Raw genomic sequence first — 26,271 nt, forward strand, 5'->3', positions numbered from 1 at the left:
ATTTGTGCCAGCGATGCTGCGTCAAAAATATAGGCGTGGCAAAAATATTCCATTTAATTGGAAGAATAGAAGAAAGGAATAGCCATGACTAAAGTTGAAGTCAGTGAGCGAACTAATGGCATTCCAGTTCCTGAAGAGGGAACTGAAGAGTTCGCAAAAATGAATAAAATGGCAAAAGTTGCAATTCCTGTTGTGCTCGCTATTTTTACTCTTGGCGTATTGCAGCAGCAGGCTTTTGGAATGATTTACGTAAATATTGGAGACCAGCTAAAACAAGCAAACCTTGCTCCATTGATCACGTCTTTGCCAGGAATTGTCTTGGGTATTGTGTGCGTTATTTATGGTTCGCTTGGTGATTTTGTGTCGCTAAAGAAGATGATGACATTAGGAACTGTTGTGTTTGTTGCTGCATCGGTTCTTGGATGCTTTGGTCATCTTAATATTTGGATTGTAATTATTGCTAGGATTTTACAATCTGCTGGATGGCAAGTTTCTGGCTCTATATTCTTGGTGCTGGTTTCTAAGTATGTAGAAAAGAAGAAGCGAGTTATTTGGTACGGAATATTTGTTGCAGTATTCCGTGCTGCTGCCGCTTTAGGTGTGTTCCTTGCAGGATATATGACCCTAGTTGATTGGAGAATTCTGTTTGGCATTGGCGTGTTGGCAGTGTTCTTGCTGCCAGTATTGCGTAAGAATCTGCCAGATGAACATTGCAAGGGCGCAAGGATTGATGTTATTGGCTTTGCGCTTATAGGTCTATTTGCAGCATCTGTAACTATGTTCTTTACAGATATGAATTATTTCTGGCTTGCTGCTTGCGTGGTTACGTTAATCGCATTTGTTGTTTATATAAATAAGGCTAAGAACCCATTCATTACACCTAAGATGCTTACAAATCCAGCATTTGCAATGACTATGGTTGTAATCTTTGTTGGATACTTCTTTAGCTACACTTTGAATGCAGGATGCAATGCTATTGGATTAAATGTTTATAAGATTGATTCTTCCCAAGTGTCTAATTGGCTTGTTTGGTCAATCATCTTAGCTGCGATTATGGGATTTGTTGCTGGTCCTATTATTCAAAAGATTGGACGCAAAGCTTCGGTAATTCTCGCTCTTGCGTGCATGGGATGCGGCTTGATTGCAATAGCTATTTTGATTCCTGCAGGTCAGATTTGGGCGCTTGCTGTTGCTCCGTGCATCTACTACTTTGGCACTTCATTCTTCTACCAACCAATTGTTGATACTGCAACTTTGACAGTAGAACCTGAAGAATCTGGTAGAGCTTTAGGATTTAATGATTTGCTTCAAGCTATTACTGGTTCGATTGGTGTATCGTTATTCGGACAGCTTATGGCCAATGGCTCGATGAGCGGAGGATCTATGTTTGGAACAGCAAGCGGCCTTGCTTCCACATATGCAAACGTGTTTATGATAGGCGGAATTATCGTTCTTGCAGCTATGGTTATTTTCATCTTCTCTATGAAGATGATTTATAGCCATTCGCACGTTGAGAAAGATGAGGCGTAGTAGAGTCAGGTATTGTAGTCATGTATTTTAGTAAATAAATTATTTATTGCCGTATTTAACTGTAATTGTTAAATTGCAGAGTATTAGGCATTGTTGAAAATTTTAGAAAGGTTTATAAGCAATAAAAGCCGCAGTGGATTTTTCGTTGCGGCTTTTATTTTATTGTTGAACACGCTGATTATAACTACAAAATGCGGAAGATTTGCGGTTTCATGTAGTGCGTTTTCGCGATGACCTGCCTTGCGCTACGCTTTAAGTTCTCATGCAAGTAATTGTTCGCGCGGTCTAAGCGCGCGAACGTCTTCGCTTGCGTTGAAAGCACACTGTGCTTTCAACCTTAAGCAAGCTCAGCGCTCCGAATTACCTTTTCGTGCTACGCTTTAAGCGAAAAGGTAATTCGTCGCGCAATCACACTACAGTTTTGTGTAATGCATACTTTCTTCTTTGATTGTCATCCTTTACATCAACTGTTTTATTTTATTAATTAAGATTTGCGCAGCATTTTTATGTGCTATTTTTCCAGGGTGACTGCATGCGCCAAGATTATTATCGCTAGTATTTTGTAATTCAATATAGAATATTTTCTTGTCGCTCGTTTTATTACAGAAATCATTAATGGATTGTTTAATAAGATTCTCCAGCCTATTTCCAAGCATCCCATAGCACCAAATTATGGTTGAGTCTGGGTTAATCTTTCTAACTGTTTCTAATAGGTTATTTACGCCGTTTTTAACTATCTTTGCAGACTCATTATCTAAGAAGTCATTTTCACTTGAGTTTAGAGCGTTTTTATCTAAACTTAACTTGAATTTTTTATGTGTTTTCGGGTCTTCCCACTCGTTTGCAAAGCAGGCTGTGGCGTCGTTTGTTCCAAGATTTATAACAATAAAATCAGTGTTGTTTACTGGTTTATAGCTGTCGTTGCAGCCAAATTCAATGTTTTTCCCTTGAGCAGGTTTACAAATTTTTGAGTATATATTTGTTAATGTGCAATTAGGATTATTTTCGCAGTTGCAAACTATTCCCCAGCCTGCTTGAGATATTACGCTAAAATCTGCATTTAAGGCGTCTGACACTATTCTAGGGTATCCATTCCAAGCGCTAAAAATGGCAGAGCAATATTTCTGTATACTCGCATTCGCGCATGCTCCTTCTGCGCTTGTTATACTGTCTCCTATAAATTCAAGAGTTAAAGATGGTTTTTCTGGATTCCTAAAAGTTCCATCATATATGACTTTTTCTATAACGAAAGTTTGGGTTGGGTCTTCGTGCATAAACTGTGTTTCTTTTAGCAAACGTATTTTATGATATTTGTTATCTTCTAAATCGTTAGACAATTGGATTAAGTTAATGCCATTGTTAAGTGCTTGTTTGCTTATTTGGCATCCATCTATGTCTACGCTTACCCAAGGTTCATATTGTGTGTAAGATGACTCAATTACAAGTTTTAGTGAGTTTCCTGAATACAAAAATTCAACGCCGCTTCCAGTCCAATAAGTTGAATAGTATTTTTTGTTTCCACAAGGATTTTTTACATTATTATATCTTCCTAAAACTCTATGTTTTACATCGAATATGTTAGATATTTTTAATCCAGAGTCTAGAATTGCTTGTTCGTTGATTGAGCAGTTTGTGTTATTCATAAAAGCCTTCATCTTGTATTTATAATTTTCACAAAATAGTCATCGGATAATAAACAGTAATAAAAAGTAATATATTTAATTGGAATTTTTTAGCAGCCAATCTATGTACCAATCAAAAACTTGTCGAATCCTGTACAAGTCTGCAGATTTTCCTATAGAATTCCACCTATTTGCATATTGAACAAACCAATTGTTTATAGTCTGTACAAAGTAAGCTACTTGGTCTTTGCTTATTTTACTGCTGCTATTTGAATATTCTGCGCTTGCGTTAAGAATATACAATCCAAGGCTGTTAAGTATTTGCTGGCCTTGAATGCTTAAAATTGTTGTGTTTATAAAGTCTTTATTTATTCTTTCTTTGAGTGTGTAGCATTTGGAGCAAGAGTACGTTTTATAAAGATCATTTATGCATTTGTACAATGTGTTGTTGTATTTTTCTGCATTTAATATTTGTTGATTTCTATCAGTCAAAAACTGTTTTCTTGCTTCTTTTAGAGATATGTCTTTTTTGAATCCTAATAAGAATAAAACATCTTTGTTTGAATCGCCATTATCATCAAGCTCTTTAAATTGCACCGCGTCTGACCAGCTAAATGCTTGTGAGTGTGATGCTTCTTGAAGAATATTGCATAATTGAGGGCAAATATTATCGGTAAGAATATTGCTTATATCTTTTAATAAGGTATTTAGCGAATTGATATCTGCAAAATCGTGTTCTACATTGTTTTTACTTATCTTGCTAGATCCCCATGAGTATTGAGCAGTCATAATCAAATAAGGCAAAGAGAGAATTGGGTCATTTATATGACCATAATCTCCCCAGTCTGTGAGTAATAATCCACAAGCGTTATTTTTGTGAGCATATTTACACATTTTGGATATGTTGCTAATTGCACAATCAAAATCTGGTATTAGCCTATTCCATGTTTGTGTTCCAGGGCATACGTATTGCTGTGCGTTTTGATTACGTATTAATTTAACACTATCTTCTGTAACGTTTGCTGCATAATTCCAGTTTGCAAAAATAACATTTTTTGGAATGGCGCATAACATATTTGGATGTTTTAATGCAATATCTGCATACATTATTGGCTGTGATCCTATTTCTTGTAACGTATTGCATAATTTTTGAACGTAAGATGAATATAGGTTTGCTACGCCATCTTTTTGCGCAATTTCTTTGCTTTCTCCGCAGCCAAGATCAAAGGTTTCATCTGCACCAATGTTGAATTTATTTGATCTAAATAATGCTGCATAATCTTTAATTCTTTTACTTATGAATGGTATTGTTTGTGGGTTTGCAGGATTAAATGTGTGATGCAGCATTCTTTCTACAAAGCTAAACGGCCTTTGTGATTGGCTAGGGAATTCGCCAAGATTTTTATAAGACGTACTTCTTAAAACTTCGTACATATGACCAAAAGTTGCCATAGTAGGAACAAGCTCAATTCCTCGGTTGTAGCAATATTTGTCTAGTTCAATAATTTCACTGCATGTAAGTGGAGTATGTTTAATCCATGATTCAATAGTATTTTCTAAATCAATAGTATGCTCAACATAAAGCTGTAGTTGGTTATATTTGTATAAGCACAATTGATCTACCAAAATCTTTAGCCAAGAAAGCTTAGGTATTCTACCTCTTGAAACATCGTAAGAGTATGCTCTGACTGGTATTTTTGGAAAGTCTTCAATTTCTATTAAAGGCATACTTGTTCCAAATTGTTTAATTAACTGTCTTATAGTTTGTATTGCAAAACAAATACTCTGAATGTCTTTAGCTTCTACAGTGATTATTGCACGATTTATTCTTGGTTGATTATTTGCTAATGACGTATAAATTTTATATTCTTGTGCGCGAAGATCCTTGTTTATTGATACATTTATGGCGCTTTTATAGCCATCCCCGTAGCTAACATTCCAATCAAAATTAAATTGATTTTTTAAGTCTACGCATAACTGTTTTCCAGCAGTAGTAATTCTTGTATCTGGTTTAATATTTTTGAAACTAATATAGCTTGACTCTGGAAGAGTTATGGAGTCGTTTCCTGTAATTTTTAATTTTTGTGGATAAGGCACAAGTATTATTGTTGATTCTTTTATATCCATGATTAATGCTTCTTTGCTATTTTTGTTTAAGTTTTATCTTTTAATACATATTCAATATGATTAAAGATTTTTATTGGTAAATATTGGTATATTTTCGTATATTAAAGATGCATAATTCTGTTTTGAATAACAGAAATGCATTCTCCAATAAGAGTTATGTCGTTATTACACGTACAGCGTCTTACGGTGCATAAGTGTTTTGGATTATAAGGGCCGTACTCTTGTATGGCTTCTTCCGTTGCGCTTATAAAGACTTTGTTTACAATGTCGGATGGTCCATAAATAACAACATCTGTTAAGTCTAAAAGATTAATAGTTGTTGTAAGAGCTTTTCCTAAATAATGACCAGCTTCAGTTAGTATGTCTATTCTTGCTTGATCAGATGTGAACATTTTTTTATGCAATATTTCTGCAGATATATATGTTTCTAAACATCCCTTTTTTCCGCATGTGCAAGTTGGGCCATTTGGGTCAACAGTTATATGACCGATTTCTCCTGCAGAATTGTTTATGCCGGTAATTATTGCATCATTTATTAATATAGATGCTCCAACGCCTAATGATAATTGTATAAATATAGTGTTTGATACTCCGTTGCCAAAAAATCTTTCTGCTAGAAGTGCGCTATTTGTATCGTGGTCAATAATGATAGGGCAGTCAAAATATTTGTTTAATTCTTCTTTAAGATTTATATTTTCCCACTTAAGATTTAACGAACGTATGACTTTTCCATTGTTGTCTACAATTCCAGGAACAGCAATGCCTATTCCCAATATATTATTGTTCGATTCCTTTATAAGAGTTTGGCACAATTCAACTATTTTGTCTGTGCTAACGTCTGTGTTTTTGTATAGTGATATTTCTGATCGTTTTAATATATCTCCGCATAGGTTGAGGATTGCTCCTTGTATTAAGCATGGTTGAGAAATATCAATAGCTATAATATTCCAATAAGTTTCATCAACTTCTAGTAGTGTTCCTCTTTTTCCTCGTTCTATTTTTGATTCATGCCCACTTTCTATAAGCATGTGGTCATCTAGCATTTCAGAGACAACCGTAGAGATTGATGCTTTTGAAAGTTCGGTCTTTCTTACAAGCATTGCTCTAGAAAGTATTTGCTTTGGGAATAAATAATTGAATACTAGCATTCTATTATTTATTCTTGCATCTGCGGGTATTGTTTTTTGAGAAACCGTCATTAGCTGATTTATCATCGACTGAGGTATTTGGGTATCTTCCATATTGCATCCCATCTTCAAGCCCTTTTATTTTTATATGTTACATATTATCAGATAAATATATAGTTTGGAACATATACTAAAAGATGTTTTTGGAAATTATTTTTTTGAATTTAAGTTTTTTGTATTAATAAGTTATATTGCGAAACGCCTTTATTTTCAATGTTTTTTGATAAATATTATAAACGGTATTGCTTTTTTATTTTTTAGTGCAATAATTGTACTTAATCCAATAAATATGGACTTTACTTCAAGGTAGAGGTAATTATAAGGAGTTTATTATGGCACTTGATTCGCCAATACGTATAGGTGTAGATGTTGGTGGCACAAAGGTGCTGTGTGCAGCTTTTGACACGGACAATAAGCCGATCGCGTATTCTCAAGTGTCTACTCATCAAGGAGAAAAAGAAATCGTTGATGAGGTGTGTAATCTCATATCAAAAGTGATTAAGCAAGTTACTAATAAGTATGGAAAGGAAGTTGATTTAAGTATTGGTATTGGAGTACCTGGATTAGTGAATCAAAACACTGGTTGCGTATGTGAATCGGTGAATTTGGGTTCGCATAATCTAGATTTCAAATCTGAAATCTTAAATAGATTTGGAATAAATGCCTACATTGATAACGATGTTAATGCTGCAGCATTTGGTGCATACCATTATTATGGAGCAAATTCAAGCAGCTTAGTGTTCTTGAATTTAGGCACTGGTGTTTCGGCAGGAGTAGTTATTAATGGGTTGCTTTTCCACGGTTCAACTGGGATTGCAGGAGAGGTAGGACACATTGTTGCAGATAAAGATGGTGCAATGTGCCCATGCGGTCAGCGTGGGTGTGTAGAAACAATAATATCTGGAAGTGCTTTAGCGCAAATGTGGCCTACCAAAAATGGATATCCTATTGCATCGTTGCTAAGAGAAGTCTCCAATAAAAATGAAAAGGCTGAAAAAGTCTGGCATAAATTCATATTCACGCTTGTAAGCACAATACAAATGCTCACAGTAACTTTTGACCCAAAAATTATTGTTATCGGCGGTGGCATAAGCAAGATAGGAACAATTTTATTAAAGGATATACAAAAAGTTATTGGTGAACTTGAGACAAAATCGCCATTTTTGTCCTCATTAAATATATCTAATCGTCTAGTGATTGCAGATCAAGAGGTGTTTTTTGGTGCGTTAGGAGCAGCTCTTATCGGCAATCACAATGACGATATAAAAAAGGAGGGAAATAATTAATTACATACATTTCCAACTAGATATTGCTAATACGTAACTGTTAATACATAAATTGATTTCAAAGGAGAAACATTATGAATGCTATTGGTAAAGGTGTTATTGCTGGATGCGTCTCAATCGCAGCCGCACTATCGTTATGCGCATGCGGTTCTTCTGCAAATAATTCCGAATCTTCTACAGTATCGTTCCAAACTTGGAATCTTAAGAACGATACTTACACTCCATATTTTACAAAACTTATTAGTGAGTTTGAAAAAGAAAATCCTGGAGTAAAAGTCAAGTGGGTCGATCAGCCTGCAGAAAACTATGATTCAAAGTTGTCTACGGATGCCGCAGCTGGTCAATTGCCAGATATTGTAAATGTTAACGAACAGCAAGCATACAATCTTGCAAAGTCTGGAGCGTTGCTGAATCTTAGTAAAGAAGCTGCAGGAATGGCCAAGGACTATTTGCCTCAGGTTTGGGATGGATCTAAATTCTCGGGCAATGGTATTGACGAAGGAGTCTACGGATTCCCATGGTACTTAAATATTGATGTTGCTTATTTGAACAAGGATGTTTTTGCTAACTGCGGTCTAGACATTAATAAGCCGCCAAAAACCTACAATGATTTATTCGATCAGGCAAATACGGTTAATGAAAAATGCGGTGGTAAGAGCTACATGATTGCTGTTCCATACGTATTCCCTTCGCAATTTGAGGAATATGGTGTTAACTTCTTGAGTAAAGACAGGTCAAAGTTTACCTTTAACTCTAGCAAGGGTGTTGAGTATATTCAGCATTATGCAGATCTTTATAAGAAGGGTGCTATTCCTAAAGATGGAATGAATGCAAACATAATTAACGCAGAGAAACTATACTTCCAAGGAAACATAGCGTATATGCTTGATTCAACTTCATCTGTTGCCGCATTTAAGGCAAATGCTCCGCAAGTCTATAAGCAACTCGATGTAGCACCATTGGCAACAAACAAGAAGAATACGCTTAACCCAATGCTAATGGCAGTAAATTCTCAAACAAAGAATAAGAAAATGGCTCTGAAGCTCGCTAACTTCTTAACAAACAAGAAGAATCAAGTTGAGTTTTCTAAGAAGTCAAACACTTATCCTTCGGCAGCTGGCGCAATGGACGATCCATTCTTTAAGAGCATTGACGAATCTACTATAGAAGGCAAGGTTCTTAGAGTTGCTAAGGAAGAAATTGATAATGGTACTGTTGCAAACTTCCCACCAGAGATTTCCGATACTGACGGCGTAAACTATCTATCTCCTGAATTAACTCAGGCAATTCAAGGAGAAAAGGGAGTTAAAGAAGCGCTTGATAAAGCAGTTGCCGCACTAAACGACAGGTTAAAGTAATGATTTCTCCTATGAATAATCCACAAGCCGAGTCGGCAGTGAGTCGCAGTAATGCGGCTCCTGCCCCTCGGGGCATCTTCCGTAAAAAATTTAACGAAGATGGGTGCATATCTTGGTTATTTGTTCTGCCAGCTTTAATCATACTTATATTGTTTTGCATTTATCCGTTTATAAACACCATCTTAAGATCTTTTACAAACGCTAGAATGCTTATACCTGGGCACAATGTTGGATTTGCAAATTACGCAAAACTATTTGGCGATAGTCGTTTTGTAACTGCTATTTTCAATTCTGCTTTATACACAGTATGCGTTGTGCCATTTATGATTATTTTGCCTCTTATACTTGCTGCTTTGGTGAGTAAAGATTCAAAAATAATAGGATTCTTTAGAACAACCTACTACTTCCCAGTAGTGTTGTCTGCAGTGGTAATAGGGCTTATCTGGACTAACTTGCTCGATACAAGGGGATTAGTTAATTCCATTCTACAGATGATTCACGTAGTAACAGGGCCATTGCCATTCCTTACAGACAGATGGCTAACAATTTTTAGTGCAATGTTTGTAACAATATGGTTAGGTCTTGGATATTACATGATTATTTATTTAGCAGCTTTAGCTAACATAAATAAATCATTGTACGAAGCTGCAGATATAGACGGAGCTGGAATAATGCGCAAATTCTTCTGCATCACAGTACCAGGAGTTAGATCCACAATGACTCTAATAATGATGCTTTCGTCTGTAGCAGCATTCCGAGTGTTTAACGAGGTGTATGTAATTACTCGTGGTACAGGCGGAATAGGCGGAAAAGACATAACAATGACAATGCTGATTCAGCAAGAAGGAACAGGATTGAGCGCTCGCACTGGGTACGCTAGTGCAATAAGCGTTGTTCTGTTAATTATTGTTGGTTTTATAACAGTTATTCAGCAAATATTTGTTCACAGGGGTGCTGGAGATGAAAACTAATAACACTCATCGCGTTAGAATCGGAACGATAGTTCAATATTGCATTCTTGTATTAGTGTTCATATTGCTAGCTGGTCCATTAGTATGGGAAATTGCACTAGCATTTAAGGGCCCTAATGACAATGTTTTTGCAATGCCTCCGTATTTGATTCCGCATGATTTTACAGTGCAAAATTTTGTAAAAGCATTTAGAACAGTTCCTATACTTCACTATTTGTGCAACACCTTGATTGTTGTAGCAATGAATGTTTTAGGCAATATAATCGGATGCTCAATGGCTGGATATGCTTTTGGGTGCTTAAAGTTTAAGTTTAGTAAAATTGGTTATTTGCTTTTTGTTGCCGCAATCATCATGCCATGCGAAGGTATTCTTGTTTCTACATTCCTTCTAGTAAAAGGTATGGGATTAACTAATACTCTGTTTGGTTTGGCTTTGCCTGGTTTAATCGGCCCGTTAAACGTATTGCTTATGGTAAATGCGTTTAAATCTGTTCCGCAAGATTTACTAGAAGCTTCAAAAGTAGATGGAGCGAATATTTGGCAAAGATTCGTGTATGTAGCCTTGCCGCAGGTAAAAGGAACGCTTACTGTTATTGGAATATTATCATTTGTTGGAAGCTACAACGACTTCTTGTGGCCATTGGTTGCATTAAGCGATGACGATAAATATACGCTTACTGTTGGCTTGAATCGTTTACAAGGAACGTTCTATACGGATCCTAGATTAGTTGCGGCTGGTGCAATAATATCGCTTATTCCTATAGTTGTATTCTTTGCTTTATTCCAAAAGCATCTTTACAAAGGATTACAAGAAGGTGGGTTGAAAGGTTAAAATGAAAGTCTTATTTCTTCCATTAGACGAGCGACCTTGTAACTATAAGTTCCCAGAGCTTTTAGCTAAAAGTAGTGATTTTGACCTTGTAAATGTGCCGTTAGAATTATTAGGTAATAAAAAACAGTCTGCAGATATTAATGGAATAGTTGATTTCTTGATGGATAACGCCAAAAAATGTGATATTGCTATAATATCTGCAGACATGCTTGTGTATGGGGGATTGGTTCCTTCAAGAGTACATAATTTACAAAGCGATTGTTTGCAAAGCAGACTGAGCGTATTGGAAAAGCTCAAAAAAGTTAATCCAAATATGACTTTATTTGTTTTTTGCACTGTTATGCGCGCGCCTGCGTATAACAGCAGCGATGAGGAGCCTGATTATTACGCAGAATATGGTAGGAGTCTTTATTTAAGAGCATATCTGAGTGATAAAAAGATTAGATGCAATGATCTAACACAATTGCAGGAGAAAGAGTTAGAATCTTTTGATATTCCTCAATATGTTATTGATGATTATGAAAATCGTCGTGATAAAAATCTTGGTATTAATATATCAATTCTTGATTTAGTAGCAAATAATACTATTGATTATCTTATTTTTCCACAAGACGATTCTAGTCCATACGGATATACTGCAGTATCTCAAAGAAGACTTCAATCAGCTGTTTATTCTAAGAGGTTAAACAGTAGAGTTGCTATGTATCCTGGATCAGATGAAGTTGGCATGACTCTGCTTGCAAGAGCGTTTTGTAAATCGCATAGAATAAAGCCTGCTATAAGTGTTGAATATTCGTCTATATTAGGGCCAACAATAGTTCCTTCTTACGAAGATAGGCCTATGTTTGAAAGCCTAAAATCTCATGTTTTAGCTTGTGGAGCAAGGCTTTTAGAAAATTGGGAAGATAGCGATTTAGGTGATTTAAGCGGTTTAAGTGGACTAAACAACATTTGTTTAATGATTAATGCTCCTGGAAAAGTTATGCAAGAAGCAGAATTTTCTGTATCTAATCATGATGTAGCGTACGACACGTATAGAAATTTAGATTATTTTACTAATCATATTTGCACGCTAGTTGAATCTGGTAAGAAAGTTGCGTTATGCGATAGTGCGTATTCAAATGGTGGGGATTTGCAATTATTAACTTTGCTAGATGATAATAACGTTTTAGACAGAATTATTAGTTATGCGGGATGGAATACAAATTGTAATACTTTGGGAACAGTTTTATCTCAAGCAATTCTGGGTATTGATTCAAAAAGTATAAAGAAAAATATTGCATATAGAATAATAGAAGACGCGTTATATCAATCAAATATTCGATGGAATATAGCTAATAGGATTGATAATTATGGTGGTAATTATTTTGATGTAAAGCCATGCGAAGAGTGGGCTAAGCTTGAAGCTAAAAACTTGTTGCAGAAAGAGTATAGCAAGTTGAATTTATCGAAAGCGCTTCCTTTGAAAATCAATAATGTAGATTTTCCATGGAAAAGGATGTTTGAAGTTAATTTTGATTTGTTGTGAGGCTTATTGTGAGTTTATTGTGAGGTAAAAATGTGTGATTTGTTAAAAGAAGATGAAAAGTCATACCTGATTTCGCAGACTGCAGAAGATGTTGAAAATCTGTGTAACGAATTGCATTTTGATGATTGCCTAACGCGCACAATAATACAATCGTTTAAGAATGTAGATATTTCTGTTTTGATGGATTGTATACAAGACCTTTTTAATGACGGGTTTAATCAAGAGCTAGCAGTTGCAAAATTGAATGAATATTGTGCTGATGATAGCGGAATGCGTATTCTTTCCATATTTATGGTATGCATTCTTTTGGTGCGTAGAAGATATGAACAAGCTGGAATTAAAGATGAAGTCTTTTTAAGTACTTTTGGTTTTATTAAAAGATTTGTTAAGAAGATTTATGTTGGCAAGTATCCTTTTGTTTTTAGTGAAGAATTTTGGTTTCCGCGTCTTCTTTCTATGAAAATATTTAGATTAGGTGAATTAGAATTTGAGTTTTGCAAAAGGCAAAATCTGGTAAGCGTACATATTCCGTCTGATGCAAAGTTAAGCATAGAAAATTTAACGATAAGTTTTATGTTGGCTAATGAGTTTATAGATAAGTACATTCCTGAGTTAAAGAATTGCACTTTTTATTGCATATCATGGCTGCTTGATCCTGCTTTAGATAAGTTGCTACCAGAAAAGTCGAATATTCGAGTATTTAGATCTATGTTTAGAGTTTTTGGAATTGCATATTCTGACGACTATAAGCGTTGGGTTTTTGGAGAAAATCGCGAGATAGCTGGGCATAAAGAAAGTGGAGTAGATTGTGGCAAGGAAAACAATGTAGAAGCGTGTGGGGAAGTGCGCAAGGAAAGTGGCAAGGAAAGTGGCAAGACGGAAACAAGTTTGCAAAAAAATATTAGGGAATATGTTGAAAATGGGGGAAGGATGGCGATTGGGTACGGAGTTTTAAAGAATGTTAGGTAGAAAATTTAACAGTGTTTGCTATTCGACACGCCAATGGGCGGCGGACTTGAATTTATAAATATTTCTGGTATAGTAGTTACTCGTGCTTCGGGCTGGCGTTAGTTAGCGAGAAAGCATTGCGGACATAGCTTAGTTGGTAAAGCGCAACCTTGCCAAGGTTGAGACCGCGGGTTCGAGTCCCGTTGTCCGCTCTAGGTCTGGTGAGTTATCGGCCTTGTGGTGGGTTAGCCAAGCGGTTAGGCAGCGGCCTGCAAAGCCGTATAGATGAGTTCGACTCTCGTACCCACCTCGATTGAGCGTGTTAGCTTAATAAACAACCTGGGCGGTTGGCGCAGTGGTAGCGCACTTCCCTGACACGGAAGGGGTCACAAGTTCGAACCTTGTATCGCCCACTCGAAAGGATTGCCTTTCACGCATAATTAAAAAAATTTTGGGTGATTGGCGCAGCGGCTAGCGCACTTCCTTCACACGGAAGGGGTCATAGGTTCGATTCCTATATCACCCACAATATGTTTGTTTTCGCGGTATTTTGCCGCGTTTTTTTTTACTCATTGACGTTAGCGCGCTTAGGCTGCGCGAACGACACGATCTGTTTTCCGCTTTTTGTACCATTTTTAGGTCAAATATAGTACAAAATGCGGAAGTTTTTTCCGGGTTTTGTACGTAATTTAGGTGGAATATGGTACAAAGTGCGGAAATATCGTTCGCGCAGGTTAGCTGCAGAATTCAGAAAAGCGGGTAACAAAAGGCCCAGAGCAATCGCTCCAGGCCTTTGTTTGTTGGTTTATAGTTACTTAGCGCGTGCTAGCTAGTTGCGCTTCTTGCGGCGAGATACAGCCCTTCCTGCAGCACCCATGCCAGCAAGCATCGCAGACGCAAGAGCACTTAATGCAACACCAACGCCAGTATTGCCTAGCGCACCCTTACCTCTTCTAAATCCACTATTAGATCCACTATTGCGAGATTGGTTTCCATGATTATTGCTGCCATTCTTGTTTGCGTTGTTGGCGTTGTTTGCGTTGTTGGCGTGGCTTCCGCTATCGCCACTACCATTATCGCCGCTATCATCGCCACTACCACTGTCTCCGCTTCCGCTATCGCCACTACCACCGTCTCCAGGCTGCGCAATCGTGCCTGTAACAGTACTAGACGAGCCTTCAGCAGTGTTATCAGTGCTATTCTTTGCAACAGCGGTGATCGTGCTTCCGTCTTTAACGTTTGCAGCTGGAATCGTAACAACGCCAGTCTTTGGATCAACAGTTACGCCGTCAGGCGCAGAGCCATCAATCTTCCACACGCGCTTATCGCCCTCGGCGATAACGGTGATTGTAACAGTTTGCGGCGTGCTTCCGTCGCCTTCAGGCGTATACGTAATAACAACCTTATCTATGCGCGTATCCGTAAGATTTGGCGTTATTGTGGCACTTCCGTCTGCAGGCGTGTCTATGCGTGGAACGGCAATATCTCCGCCAACCGTTACTTCAACAGTGTTTCCAGTCTTAGCAAAATCACCTGTGCCGTTTGTAGGCGTAAGGTTTACAATCGCGCCAGGCGTTTGCTTGTTGATAGTAATAGTGAAGTTGCCATTCTTATCTGCAACGCCTGTTCCGATTTGCTTTCCATCTTTGTCGGTAACAGTTACTGTTGCGCCCGGAATAGTCTTTCCAGTGATGATTTGCTTAGTAGAATCATCTGGATTATCTTTCAGTGTTTGCTCGCTAATCTGTGGAGTCTTAAAGCCAGTCACAGCAGTAGCAGGATCAGATGGTTTGTCTGTCTTGTTCTTAGATACTGCAGTAATAGTGCTGCCATCCTCCAAATTCTTTGCTGGAATAGTAACAACGCCAGTCTTTGGATCAACAGTTACGCCATCTGGAGCGTCTCCGTCAATCTTCCACTTACCATCGTTATCCTTCTTAGCAATAATTGTGCGAACTGGCTGTTCTGGACCATTGATTGAATTTGGCTTAGCATTGATTTCAATCTTTACAACCGTTGTGTCGCCAGTTGGCGGAGTTACAGTTACGTTTCCGTCGTTCTTCTGGTTGTCGGTTGGTACCGTAATCGTTGGCTTTTGTGGTTTAGCCGTGACGGTTACTTCTACTGGAGTGCCTTCTTCATTACCTTTGCTTGGAACAAGCTTGAGTGTTGTACCAGGATCCTTCTTATCGATTTCGATAGTGAAGTTTCCGTCTTCGTTGGCAGTTCCAGTACCAACAGTATTACCGCCATTGTCTTTGACAGTTACGGTGTTTCCTGGCTGAGTTTTACCAGTAATAGTGGTCTTATCAGGCTTAGTTGGCGTGTTTTCAGCATTGCCATCATTAATAAATGGCTTGTCTGTAACGTTTAGAGTTACTTGCACTTCTACTGGGTTATTTACGCCTGGAATCTTGACGAGCACAGTGCCTTTAGTGGTGCCTGGCTTGTCAGTATTTGGAGCAGCATCTTTCTTCCAGTCGAAGGTGGTTCCCTGAGGTAAATCATCTTTGTTGGAGATGCTGTCTTCTGGCTTTGGCTTGGCGTTTACTGGCACGCTCACCGTCTTGCCTTCTGGATTTGGCACAACAAGCACGTTTACAGGCACATCTACAGGAGTCATTCCTGGAACCGTAATAGTCACAACGCTTGGCTGGTTGCCAGTCTTTGACGTATCAGGCTTCTTCTTCCAAGAAACATCAGCATTCTCAGGCAAATCGCTATGATTCTTAATAACTTCCTGTGGCTGAGGAGTGGTATCCTTGCCGCCAGTCTTTTGCAGCACGGTTACGTCTTTTCCTTCAGGAGATGCTGTAACAGTAATTTTTACAGTCACTTCTTGAGGATCTTGCCCTGGAATCTTTACAATCACAGTGCCGTCAACAGTGCCTGGCTTGTCTGTCTTTGGAGCAGCATCTTTCTTCCACTCGAAGGTGGTTCCCTTAGGTAACTTATCGTTGTCTTTAATGCTGTTCTTAGGATCTGGATCGCTGTTCTGAATGACGGAGGTGTCCTGCGCTGTAGGCGCAGGGTTTACGTTCACAGTAACTTTGGCTTTCACTGGATCTTTCACACCTGGGATATGAACGAGCACAGTGCCAGTAGCAGGACCCGTCTTGTCGGTCTTTGGCTCGTCATCCTTCTTCCAGTCGAAGGTGGTTCCCTTAGGGAACTTATCCTTATTAGCAATACCCTTCGATGCGTCTGGAAGTTTGTCGCCAACCTTCACGTTAACAACATTCGTTTCTGGATTTGGCGTAACGTTCACTGTTACAGGCACCTCTACAGGGGATTGGCCTGGTAGGGTGACTAGTATAACTCCATCTTTCTTTCCAGAGTTGCTGGTATCTGGTGTATTCTCAGGTTTCCATGTAAAGGTAGTTCCGCTAGGATACTTATTCGTTTCGCTAGAATCCTTAATAACATCCTTAGCATCTGGCAACTTGCCTTTTTGTGGCACGTTGACTTCAGATGCACTTGGGTCAACAACGTTAACCTTTACTGGCACTTCTTGAGTAGTAGATCCAGGAATAGTGATCTTTACTTTTCCGGACTTGTTGTTGCCTTCCTCAGATGTGTCTGGTTTTTCGGTCCACTCGAAGATGGTGCCATCAGGGAACTTATCCTTATTAGAAATCATGTCTTCTGGCTTAGGTTCCGCACCCTTTGGCACAGTCATGCCAGTTTTCGCTTGTGGCTTTGGAGCCTTAATAATTACAGGCACGTTGATCAAGGTTTTTGATCCATCCGGATACGTAACCGTTACAGGCACCTCAAACTTGCCAGCCTTATCTCCAGCAGGGATCTGAGCCTTATCACTATCAGCAATAGAGTAAGTTGGATTATCTTTTTCGCCTGCTGGCCAATTAGGAATCGTAACCTTACTTGTAATGTCGCTATCCGAAGGCTTTCCGCTGTCGATATTTCTTTCAAGTGGTTCAGCTTGTGGAGTATGCGTATTCGCATCCGCATCCTTAACAACCACATGAACATTTACAGTGTCAGTTGTGCCATCTGGGTAAGTAACAGTAACCGGCACGTTGCTTTCGCTTGGAGTATTAGTATTTGGAAGCGTTGCTCCAGTTCCTACATTCTTATTCGGTTGCTTTTTGCCGGTTGGATAATTAGGCACACTTACTTGACCGGTAATATCGTCATTGCTAATCGTTTCGCCGTGCTTCTTCGTAAGAGTTTTAGCGGTTGGTTCGTAAGAGTCGGAATCCTTATTCAAGATTGTAACGTTTACGTCCACATCTTCGCTTGTGCCGTCCGGATAAGTTACTGTTACAGGTACTGTGTAAGCTCCAGGCTCTGAGTTTCCTCCTGGAATCTTCTTAGTGTCCTTGACTTTGTAAGAGATTTTAGTTGCATCTCCAACAAAGTGTGGAACCGTAACCTTATCAGTAATATCCTTATCGCTAATAGTTGAGCCGTAAGGCTTTTCTAGCGTAGAAGACGTTGGCGTGTAAATATCCTTGTCAGTGTCCTTAACTACCACTGGAACTTCAAGAACAACTTCTGACCCATCTGGGTATGTGACCTTAACAGGAACATTAGTTGTGCCAGTCTTAGTCATATCAGGCAAGTTGTTTTTGTTTACAAGCTCTACTTTTGTTTTGCTCTTATCCGGGGTCTTGCCATCAACTGTAGAAGTCTTTACAGCATTCTTAATGTCATCAGCTGTGATTTCATCACCACGGTTTTTCTTAACTTCGTTTGCGCTTGGTGCGTAAGTCTTAGTATCAGGATCTCCAGTAGTAACTTTTACTGTAACGCGAGATTTGGAGCCATCAGAATACTCGATACTAACGTTAATATTTACGTCGCCAGGAGTCTTACCATTTGGAATATCGCTAGCGTTTTCAACAGTTACTGAAGTTGGATTAGGTTTACTACCGTCAAAAGTAACGTGCTTCTTTACTTCAGCTTCGTTAGTTGTTTTACCATATTCCTTCGTTATATTAGTAACAGTTGGATTATTTGTTTCGCTTTGTGGCTTGTTAATTTTTACCTTAACAACTGTATGATCTTCTGAACCGTCCTTGTATGTAATTGTTACAGGAACAGTAAAATCGCCAGCTTTAGTTCCGTCTGGAATATTACTTGGGTTGTCAATAGCAATATTTGCGCCAGTAGGAAGCGCTGTATCTTTACCATGATTATCTTTAAGACTAATGCCTTTATCCTTGCCAACACCAGTAATTTTACCGGATATGTTGTCAGTCTTTGGCTTCGAGTTGTAAGCAAACGTAAGCGTATTGCCTTGTGGGTTGTAGCTCTTGCTCTGCGGCTCGCCAATCTTAACTTTTACTGTGGCGTATCCAACAGAGTTATCGCTATACGTTATCTTTACAGGAACTTCATATATGCCAGGTTCAGTTCCTCTAGGAATCTTGGTTTCGTCTGCAATCTTAATTGTTGTTCCTGCAGGAATTTTGTTCTTAGGCCAAGATATTCCGCCGCCAGTAGAAGTGCTTGTTATGGAATCTTCTATTTGCTTCTTAGTAGAGCCGTAAGACTTATCAACCTCGTTTGTAGTAGGTTTATAAGTCTTACTCATTGGCTCTTGGATGGTAATAGGCACTTCGACTTCTGTTGTAGAACCATCTGGATAAGTAACAATAGCTGTTATTGTGGAGTTTCCAGGAGTGCTTCCATCTGGTAAAGTTTGGCCAGTTTTTACAGAAACTACTGGTTTCTTAGTTTTGTCTTTATTTGTATAGTCAGTTGTTACTGCTTTCTTTATATCGTCTTCTGTTACTTTTTTACCGTTTTGCTTAGTAATACGCGTAGCGGTTGCAGTGTGTTCCTCCGCGCTTGTATATACAGCAATCTGAATAGGGAGTTTAGAACTATTACCAGCCTCGTCTGTTACAGTAACAGTACGGCTCCAATATTGGCTTGTTCCTTCGTTGGTTGGTGCTGTGCCAGTTATATGAACAATAGCAGGGTTCTTAACACTGTGGTTGCCTGCATTGTCAACTGTTAAATTAGTTTTAGTAATTCCGCAATCAGGTACCGTGCTATCCAAGTTTGCGCCGACTACTTTGCCAGTGTTGTCGTGAACTTTCAGTGTAAGATCAAACTTCTGTCCGCGATGAACTTTCAGTAAGTAATGATCTTTGCTTCCATGTTTTGCTGTTCCTAAATCAGGCTTTTCAATAACAGGCTTAATAGTATCCGTAACAGTAAGCTTTGGTGAAACGTCTACGTGAGAACCATCCGGGAACGTTATGCGAATTGTAGCAGTTGTATTTTTGCCAGGCTTATTCCAATCTGGTTCCTTAACCCAAGAATACGTTGTACCGGTTGGCAAATCTTTCTTGCTAGTTTCGGATATACCATCTTCAGCCTTTGGGTGATTATTATTGTTTCCATCTTCAGGAATGTTATGAGTTATATCCTTTGGAGTAATCTTGCCGAATTTATCTGCTTGATTGTGCACAATAAAGCGAATTGGGAAGTTCGTTTGATTTCCAGAGCCATCAACTGCTACAAGAGTCCTAGAGTACGCTCCGGCAGCCGTGCCATTCGGCACATTTCCTGCAATCTTTATAGCTCGAGGATCTTGTTCGGAACCAGCGCCTTTCTTTGACTCAAAATCAGATGAAGACAAGCCTGTTAATAAACTATTAATATTCAAATCTGTAACGTTGCCACTGTTGTCTGTTGCTGTTATTTTCAGTTCGCACTTGTCGCCGTGGTACGTGTCAATCTTTGTGTAACTTGTTTTGCCTTCAGTAACCTTTTCGGTTACTTCAGTCCAAGTGTCACCAGGACCTTTCTTGTACACCCTTATTACTGGTTTCACTTTATCTTGAACTGTTACGGCTACAGGAATCTCCTTAGTTTCTCCTCCAGGAATGCTGACTTTTACTGTGCCTTGCTTTTCTTTCCCAGTTGAGTTTGTTTCAGGTTTAGTAACCCAAGTGTATGTTGTTCCAGAAGGAACATTTTTGCTGTTTTCAAATATCTTCTTAGCGTCATCATTAGTAAGTTCATGACCTAAGTCAACGGTAATAGGATTTGCTTTTAGCTCGTAAGGTTGCTTAACTGTTAGCTTAACTTCCTTCTCAGTTTTGTTTCCAGCAGCATCAGTAACTGAGAACTTAAGTTCGTGTTCTCCAATTTCGCTTTCTTTCATGCCGAGTATCGTAATTTTTACTTTGCGATTTTTTGGATCATCTTGTTTGCCTTGGTATTCAATCTTCAAACGTGAAAAATCACCATTTACAAGTTTCGCTAGTGGAGCTGCAATATTGAAGTCGTCAATTTTAATATCATCTTTTGCTTCAAGATTAAAGATTAAGTTTTCTCCAACTTTTGCAGTTGCATCGTTTGCTGTAAGTGTTGGCTTTTGTTTATCTTCTGTAGCTTGATGATTTTCACTTTTATCGGAAGATAAATTGAAGGTATTTGTATGTTTATCCTGATGATTGTTGTATGAACTGCTTGTAATCGCATACACATTTCCTGCAGGTATGCCATTAGCTACAGTAATAGTTGCCTTACCGTCTTTGATTTCGGTAGTAGAGCCAATTGCGTTATTGTTGGCATCGTATAATGTAACTTTGTTTGTGGCACCTGGTATAAACCCAGTGCCGACGTTTACTACTACTTTCTGGTTTTTAATTTTTGCGCGACCGGTTAAATCTGTTTCAATAACAGGTGTTTTCGGCTTAACGTTAAATGTTACAGTAGTATCTTTGTGGCTACCGTCTGTGTAATGCACTCTGACAGTGTTATTAAAGTTGCCAATTGTGCTGGAATTAGGTGTTCCGCCGTACCATTCTACTTTTTGCGGCTTAACTTTATTGTCAGAATTATTTTCGAGTGTTATGTAATCGCTTGGTTGTTTAAGTTTATCCCCAACGGTTACAGTGTTCTCGCTACCTTTTGGTGCGTGCTCAAAAGCAAGTGGCTTTCTAACTGTTACAGGAATGTTCACTATATGGTAGGATCCATCCGCATATATGATTTTTGATGCGACTTGCAGAGTGTTTTTAGAATGTTTGAAACGGCTTTCGGATAGATTTGTCTTTGGTAACTTTTTGTCAATAAAAGTTATTGTACCATTTCCATCATTGCCTTTTATCTGATTTTCCAGTTCTTTTTCAGTAAGCTTATGCCCCCAATCAACAGTAAGTGGGGTAGCGGTTGGAGCCTTGTACTTCTGGTTCAGGTTCTTAAGATGTACAGTGACTTTCTTTTCTGCTTTGTTGCCGGAAGCGTCGGTTGCAGAAACTGTAATCGTGTAGTCGGAGTTTACTGGATTATTTTTTTCATCCTTGTGCTCAAACTTAACGCCATTAATTTCGTGTTTGTAAGGATTCTTTTCAGTTGCGTCATAACCGTCCTTATTATTCTCATCAAAGTTTGCATTCTTTATGCTATCCGGGAATCCTTTTACAGAGAAATTAGTTACTTTTTCGCTATTATCGGACGTGCCGAAAGTAATCTTTTGCTTATCACCTTGATATACGGTAATGCTACTGGAGTCGTCTGTAAGCTCCTTGCCATTAAAATACAGCTTTGGAGGCAAATTATCGCTTTTTGTGCGAGGGAAGTTTTCGTCGTGAGTTCGTCCGGAAATGAAGGTGTAAGCAGAATGTGTATTTCTTCCGTAAGAGCTTGTGTTTGCGTAAGTAAAAGCGTTTTGAATGTCGTCTGTTGTTACGCCTTGGCGCAGCTTTACCTTGCAATGCATGCGTACAGCGTAATCAACATTAACAGTTGTTATACCAATGCCGTAATTGTATCCGCTATAAGGGCTTGGTCCAGGAGCTATAGCCTTCTTAATAGCGTCATCTAAATCTCTTTCGTTAACGTGGAAGTTATCGGATATGTCTCGTCCTCTACTTCCTCCGTTACGAACGTTCAATGAATTCTTATAAGTAGAGCCATTATAATCATGGTCATTGTTAAATAAATTCTGATCGAACGATTTGCTTGCCTCATGATTAAACAATTTAATATCATGAGAAAGGTTTGCATACGTTTGAGGTGAACTGCCATTGCGCTTGTAGAAATCAAATCGTAAATCAGTTACGGTATCGCTTTTATAAGCACCATTGTTTAAATCTGCAACAGCATAAGGCACTAGCCACACATATTGCTGTTTTTTAGACGATGTAAGCATGGACTTGCCGTCGTTGTTAAAGAACACGTCGAAGACTAGGTACTGGTCGTTTCCTATCGTTTTAACATGCGCATACATATCCGTCTTGTTCTTTAAGTCGTCGTAGTTGCCCTTGTTGTAGTCATCATGATTTTCGTCAGTGTTCACGTAACCTGCGTCACCATTGCTATTTTGGTAACGGTAGCGCTGATACTCAAGAATGTTTGGCGTATGTAGCCAAGGAGTAGGGTCTGCGTTACGCACTTCTTGCGCAAATGCCGCAGTAGTTGGAGGAAGAAGAATATTAGAGGATGCGAGGATTGGCTGACCGCCCAAGCAAGTGGCGGCAGTAAGAACTGTTGTAAGTGCGCTAAGTGACAGTTTGCGTGCGGTTGATGCACTAAAATTGGCGCTTACATTTGCAAATGAGCGATACTCTTGATTGCGAGCGTGCTTTTGACGAGTGCTCTTTACCATAATAATCCCCGTTCTTTTTGTGTTCTTCTTTTATTCGTCCGCTTTATGGAGCATGCGATGCATTGCGATTGCTAATGTGTGCTTAACATGCATGCATTCAAGCTTTGCCCAATTACATGAACAGATAAATATTCATCAATTCAAGATATTATATCGTATTTTTGTTTTTTGAGTGAAATTTTTTAAGCGTGACGTTGTTTATAAGTGTAAAATTTACTGATGGGGGGGGGGTATTTGACGCATATTATGTTGATATAACGATATATAGAGGATTTTATTATAAATTTTTAACCTTTTATGAAAATTTATTCATATGTTATTTTGGCGTGTTGCACAACTAAGCGATTATACGCGGCGGGCAATAGTATAAATAAGGAGCAAAACGCGCGCGAATGGCACATAAAATAGATAGAATAGCTGTTGCGCAGCAAAAATCACATATAGCCAATAGGAGTGATTATGAACACCACTAATAATGATGAAAACAAAGCCGTAATCACCGTAGTGGGCAAAGATGCTGTAGGAATCATAGCAAAAGTTACGACTCATTTAGCAAATAGCAAGGCGAATATTTTAGATATATCTCAAACAATCGTCAACGGATTCTTTAACATGATGATGATTGTAGACGTAAACGAAATAAGCGTAGAATTTGGCGAGCTGGCCGAAGAATTGGCAAAGCTGGGCGAAGGAATAGGCGTTAGCATACACTGCCAGCGCGCAGAAATATTTACAAACATGCACAGAATCTAGGGATTAGTAGGAGAAGCCCATGCTAAACATTATGGAAGTGAGCGAAACAAACTCCATGATCGAGCAAGAAAAGCTCGACGTTAGAACCATAACAATGGGAATAAATCTGCTAGACTGCGCAGACGCAAGCGTGCAAAAAGTGTGCGAAAACGTGTACAACAAGATTACGCGCCTTGCAAAAGACTTAGTTAGCACGGGCTGCGCGATTGAGCACGACTACGGAATTCCGATTGTAAACAAGCGCATAACCGTAACGCCAATAAGCCTAGTTGGAGCAGCAGCGTGCAAAAGCCCAGACGACTTTGTGCAAATTGCGCACGCGCTAGATAAAGCAGCAAAAAAAGTTGGAGTAGATTTGATTGGCGGCTACTCCGCTCTGCCTGCAAAATCCATGACAGCTGCCGACCGCATGCTTATAGAATCGCTGCCAAAAGCCTTGAGCGAGACGGATATTGTGTGCTCGAGCGCAAACGTGGGGTCTACGCGAACTGGAATTGATATGGATTGCGTTCAGCTGCTTGGGCGAGTAATCAAGCAAATCGCGCGCGCGACTGCAGACCGCGACTCGTACGGATGCGTAAAGTTTGTGGCATTTTGCAACGCTCCAGACGATAATCCATTTATGGCAGGCGGATTCCACGGCGTAACCGAAGGAGACGCTGTAATAAACGTTGGAGTATCGGGGCCAGGCGTGGTTTCGCGCGCGCTAGACGAGGCACGTGGCAAGGATTTTGCGTTCTTGTGCGAGACGATTAAGCGCACAGCTTTTAAGATTACGCGAGTCGGTCAGCTTGTTGCGCAAGAGGCATCTAGAAGGCTTGGTGTGCCGTTTGGAATAATCGACTTGTCGCTTGCGCCAACGCCAGCCGTGGGAGATTCCGTAGGCGAAGTCCTAGAGAAAATCGGACTTTCTACTGTTGGTGCGCCTGGCACAACAGCCGCTCTTGCAATGCTTAACGATCAAGTTAAAAAGGGCGGAATAATGGCCAGCAGCTACGTTGGCGGGCTTTCTGGCGCGTTTATACCTGTTTCAGAAGACGCAAACATGATTGCTGCTGCAAAGTCTGGCTGCCTTAAAATAGAAAAGCTAGAAGCAATGACGTGCGTATGCTCCGTAGGGCTAGATATGATTGCGATTCCTGGAAGCACAACTGCTGCAACAATATCTGGAATGATTGCGGATGAGGCAGCAATTGGCATGATAAATCAAAAAACAACTGCTGTACGCATAATACCTGTGGAAGGCAAAAGCGTTGGGCAAATGGCTAATTTTGGCGGTTTAATGGGGTACGCTCCTATTATGCCAGTAAATACCGCAAGCTGCGAGGAGTTTGTTTCGCGTGGCGGAAGAATTCCAGCGCCTGTTCATAGCTTTAAGAATTAGGCGAGTTAATCGTAAGTTAAATTGTGATTTGATTGCGGCTTGAATTAATACTTAATCACGCTTAAATCACGAATTAATGGAATTTTACGAAAGGATTTATGATGGAAAAGACTACGCCACTAAGCGGCGAAATGCTTGCTAGCGCGCTAAAAAAGATAGGCGAATCAAGCAATCACGTTGCTGTAGTAGGCTCCATGAACGCAGACTACACAATAGTCGCAGATCGTCTCCCAAATCCTGGAGAAACTGTAAACGGAAGTGATTTGCGCGTTCTTCCAGGCGGAAAATCGGGAAATCAGGCCGTTTCTGCAGCAAAAATAGGTGCAAACGTGCAAATGTTTGGCGCGGTAGGCAGCGACGAAAATGCAAAATTCCTACTAAACACGCTAGAATCTGCTGGAGTAGACACGTCTAGAATTTTGCGCGTAGAAGGCGTAAAAAGTGGCGCAACAGTAATAACAGTAGACGCAAAAGGTGGCGAAAACACAATCGTTTACGCTCCAGGGTCTAATGCAAAAGTGAGCGTTGAATACATTAATCAAAACGATGTTAAGCAAGCAATTTGCGGCGCAAGCGTTTTAGGACTTTGCCTAGAAAGCCCAATGGAAACCGTAACGGCGGCGGCAAAAATTGCGCGTGCGGCTGGCGTAAAAGTTTTGCTAAATAATTCTCCTTTTGTAAGCGAGCTGCCACGCGAATTGATTGAAAACGCAAGCATACTTCTTGTAAACGAGCACGAGATGGCGCAATTGCTTAAAATTAGCGAGCCAGAAGACGGAAATTGGGACGATTTTGATTGGCATGATGCGGCGCGCATTATGCACGAGTACGGCTTTGACGAGGCAGTTGTAACGCTTGGTGCAGAAGGCTCGGTTGTTTTAGACTATGCTGCGCAAGATGGCAAGAAGGCTGTGCGCATTTGCCCTCAGCGTGTTAAAGCAGTAGATACAACGGGTTGCGGAGACGCGTTTATGGGAACCGTTTTAGCAGGACTTGCCGCTGGCTTTAGTCTAGCGCAAAGCGCGCAAGTTGCCACTTACGTTTCGGCGTATGCAGCAATGGGATTTGGGGCGCAAAGCTCGTATGGAAGTGCGCAGCAGGTTGTTCGCGCATTTGAGTAGTGGCGTTGTATGCTGCTAAACTAGTCGCG

At 39.6% G+C, this 26,271-nt stretch carries 14 protein-coding genes and 4 tRNA genes; 14 read left to right on the forward strand and 4 right to left on the reverse strand.

Annotated elements, in window-relative coordinates:
• Positions 1 to 84 precede the first annotated feature (84 nt).
• Complete coding sequence (locus NYP65_RS05810) at positions 85 to 1,530, forward strand: MFS transporter (protein ID WP_016635358.1); 1,446 nt, start codon at positions 85 to 87, stop codon at positions 1,528 to 1,530.
• A 458-nt stretch (positions 1,531 to 1,988) separates the two neighbouring features.
• On the opposite strand, the gene NYP65_RS05815 is transcribed toward NYP65_RS05810, so the two are convergent.
• The 3 genes from NYP65_RS05815 to NYP65_RS05825 all read right to left on the reverse strand — a co-directional run bounded on the left by NYP65_RS05815 (position 1,989) and on the right by NYP65_RS05825 (position 6,520).
• Positions 1,989 to 3,173, reverse strand: coding sequence for an SGNH/GDSL hydrolase family protein (locus NYP65_RS05815; protein ID WP_473410746.1), 1,185 nt, complete (start codon positions 3,171 to 3,173; stop codon positions 1,989 to 1,991).
• A 75-nt stretch (positions 3,174 to 3,248) separates the two neighbouring features.
• Positions 3,249 to 5,279, reverse strand: coding sequence for a family 20 glycosylhydrolase (locus tag NYP65_RS05820; RefSeq protein WP_473410747.1), 2,031 nt, complete (start codon positions 5,277 to 5,279; stop codon positions 3,249 to 3,251).
• Between the two features lie 101 nt (positions 5,280 to 5,380).
• Positions 5,381 to 6,520 (reverse strand): ROK family protein, encoded by a 1,140-nt coding sequence (locus tag NYP65_RS05825; protein WP_102704739.1) that lies wholly within the window; start codon positions 6,518 to 6,520, stop codon positions 5,381 to 5,383.
• Between the two features lie 278 nt (positions 6,521 to 6,798).
• On the opposite strand from NYP65_RS05825, the gene NYP65_RS05830 reads away from it, so the two are divergent.
• From NYP65_RS05830 to NYP65_RS05875, 10 genes are all read left to right on the forward strand, one after another.
• Positions 6,799 to 7,752, forward strand: coding sequence for an ROK family protein (locus NYP65_RS05830; RefSeq protein WP_018618127.1), 954 nt, complete (start codon positions 6,799 to 6,801; stop codon positions 7,750 to 7,752).
• Positions 7,753 to 7,826: 74 nt separating this feature from the next.
• Positions 7,827 to 9,110: an ABC transporter substrate-binding protein gene (locus tag NYP65_RS05835; protein ID WP_016785565.1), complete on the forward strand. Its 1,284-nt coding sequence runs from the start codon at positions 7,827 to 7,829 to the stop codon at positions 9,108 to 9,110.
• A complete protein-coding gene (locus tag NYP65_RS05840) occupies positions 9,110 to 10,081 on the forward strand; it encodes a carbohydrate ABC transporter permease (protein ID WP_415680512.1) in 972 nt (323 codons plus the stop codon). The genes NYP65_RS05835 and NYP65_RS05840 overlap by 1 nt, the downstream gene beginning before the upstream one ends.
• Complete coding sequence (locus NYP65_RS05845) at positions 10,071 to 10,913, forward strand: carbohydrate ABC transporter permease (protein WP_102704738.1); 843 nt, start codon at positions 10,071 to 10,073, stop codon at positions 10,911 to 10,913. The genes NYP65_RS05840 and NYP65_RS05845 overlap by 11 nt, the downstream gene beginning before the upstream one ends.
• 1 nt (position 10,914) lies before the next feature.
• Positions 10,915 to 12,441 carry a DUF4127 family protein gene (locus tag NYP65_RS05850; RefSeq protein WP_115756867.1) on the forward strand — a complete coding sequence of 509 codons (1,527 nt, stop codon included), beginning with the start codon at positions 10,915 to 10,917 and terminating at the stop codon, positions 12,439 to 12,441.
• A gap of 30 nt (positions 12,442 to 12,471) precedes the next feature.
• Positions 12,472 to 13,410 (forward strand): acyltransferase domain-containing protein, encoded by a 939-nt coding sequence (locus NYP65_RS05855; protein ID WP_415684666.1) that lies wholly within the window; start codon positions 12,472 to 12,474, stop codon positions 13,408 to 13,410.
• A gap of 118 nt (positions 13,411 to 13,528) precedes the next feature.
• A tRNA-Gly gene (locus NYP65_RS05860) sits at positions 13,529 to 13,601 on the forward strand.
• Positions 13,602 to 13,628: 27 nt separating this feature from the next.
• A tRNA-Cys gene (locus NYP65_RS05865) sits at positions 13,629 to 13,699 on the forward strand.
• Between the two features lie 31 nt (positions 13,700 to 13,730).
• Positions 13,731 to 13,802 (forward strand) — tRNA-Val (locus NYP65_RS05870).
• 40 nt (positions 13,803 to 13,842) lie between these two features.
• Positions 13,843 to 13,915: transfer RNA gene (locus tag NYP65_RS05875), tRNA-Val, on the forward strand.
• Positions 13,916 to 14,218: 303 nt separating this feature from the next.
• Here the strand turns inward: NYP65_RS05875 and NYP65_RS05880 are convergent.
• Complete coding sequence (locus tag NYP65_RS05880; protein ID WP_473410748.1) at positions 14,219 to 22,984, reverse strand: Rib/alpha-like domain-containing protein; 8,766 nt, start codon at positions 22,982 to 22,984, stop codon at positions 14,219 to 14,221.
• A 459-nt stretch (positions 22,985 to 23,443) separates the two neighbouring features.
• On the opposite strand from NYP65_RS05880, the gene NYP65_RS05885 reads away from it, so the two are divergent.
• The 3 genes from NYP65_RS05885 (at position 23,444) to NYP65_RS05895 (ending at position 26,242) form a co-directional block, all read left to right on the forward strand.
• The gene (locus tag NYP65_RS05885; protein WP_004131818.1) at positions 23,444 to 23,737 is read left to right on the forward strand and encodes an ACT domain-containing protein; all 294 of its coding nucleotides are present in this window, start codon (positions 23,444 to 23,446) and stop codon (positions 23,735 to 23,737) included.
• 19 nt (positions 23,738 to 23,756) lie between these two features.
• The gene (locus NYP65_RS05890) at positions 23,757 to 25,121 is read left to right on the forward strand and encodes a DUF711 family protein (RefSeq protein ID WP_473410749.1); all 1,365 of its coding nucleotides are present in this window, start codon (positions 23,757 to 23,759) and stop codon (positions 25,119 to 25,121) included.
• A gap of 98 nt (positions 25,122 to 25,219) precedes the next feature.
• Positions 25,220 to 26,242 (forward strand): ribokinase, encoded by a 1,023-nt coding sequence (locus tag NYP65_RS05895; protein WP_415684669.1) that lies wholly within the window; start codon positions 25,220 to 25,222, stop codon positions 26,240 to 26,242.
• Positions 26,243 to 26,271: the final 29 nt, after the last annotated feature.

Source organism: Gardnerella sp. c12Ub_1 (assembly GCF_055804375.1).

What these genes read in the sequence shown, in the direction of transcription:
- NYP65_RS05810 (WP_016635358.1), top strand. Translation starts at nt 85, where the DNA reads ATGACTAAAGTTGAAGTCAGTGAGCGAACTAATGGCATTCCAGTTCCT.
- NYP65_RS05815 (WP_473410746.1), bottom strand. Translation starts at nt 3,173, where the DNA reads ATGAATAACACAAACTGCTCAATCAACGAACAAGCAATTCTAGACTCT.
- NYP65_RS05820 (WP_473410747.1), bottom strand. Translation starts at nt 5,279, where the DNA reads ATGGATATAAAAGAATCAACAATAATACTTGTGCCTTATCCACAAAAA.
- NYP65_RS05825 (WP_102704739.1), bottom strand. Translation starts at nt 6,520, where the DNA reads ATGGAAGATACCCAAATACCTCAGTCGATGATAAATCAGCTAATGACG.
- NYP65_RS05830 (WP_018618127.1), top strand. Translation starts at nt 6,799, where the DNA reads ATGGCACTTGATTCGCCAATACGTATAGGTGTAGATGTTGGTGGCACA.
- NYP65_RS05835 (WP_016785565.1), top strand. Translation starts at nt 7,827, where the DNA reads ATGAATGCTATTGGTAAAGGTGTTATTGCTGGATGCGTCTCAATCGCA.
- NYP65_RS05840 (WP_415680512.1), top strand. Translation starts at nt 9,110, where the DNA reads ATGATTTCTCCTATGAATAATCCACAAGCCGAGTCGGCAGTGAGTCGC.
- NYP65_RS05845 (WP_102704738.1), top strand. Translation starts at nt 10,071, where the DNA reads ATGAAAACTAATAACACTCATCGCGTTAGAATCGGAACGATAGTTCAA.
- NYP65_RS05850 (WP_115756867.1), top strand. Translation starts at nt 10,915, where the DNA reads ATGAAAGTCTTATTTCTTCCATTAGACGAGCGACCTTGTAACTATAAG.
- NYP65_RS05855 (WP_415684666.1), top strand. Translation starts at nt 12,472, where the DNA reads ATGTGTGATTTGTTAAAAGAAGATGAAAAGTCATACCTGATTTCGCAG.
- NYP65_RS05880 (WP_473410748.1), bottom strand. Translation starts at nt 22,984, where the DNA reads ATGGTAAAGAGCACTCGTCAAAAGCACGCTCGCAATCAAGAGTATCGC.
- NYP65_RS05885 (WP_004131818.1), top strand. Translation starts at nt 23,444, where the DNA reads ATGAACACCACTAATAATGATGAAAACAAAGCCGTAATCACCGTAGTG.
- NYP65_RS05890 (WP_473410749.1), top strand. Translation starts at nt 23,757, where the DNA reads ATGCTAAACATTATGGAAGTGAGCGAAACAAACTCCATGATCGAGCAA.
- NYP65_RS05895 (WP_415684669.1), top strand. Translation starts at nt 25,220, where the DNA reads ATGATGGAAAAGACTACGCCACTAAGCGGCGAAATGCTTGCTAGCGCG.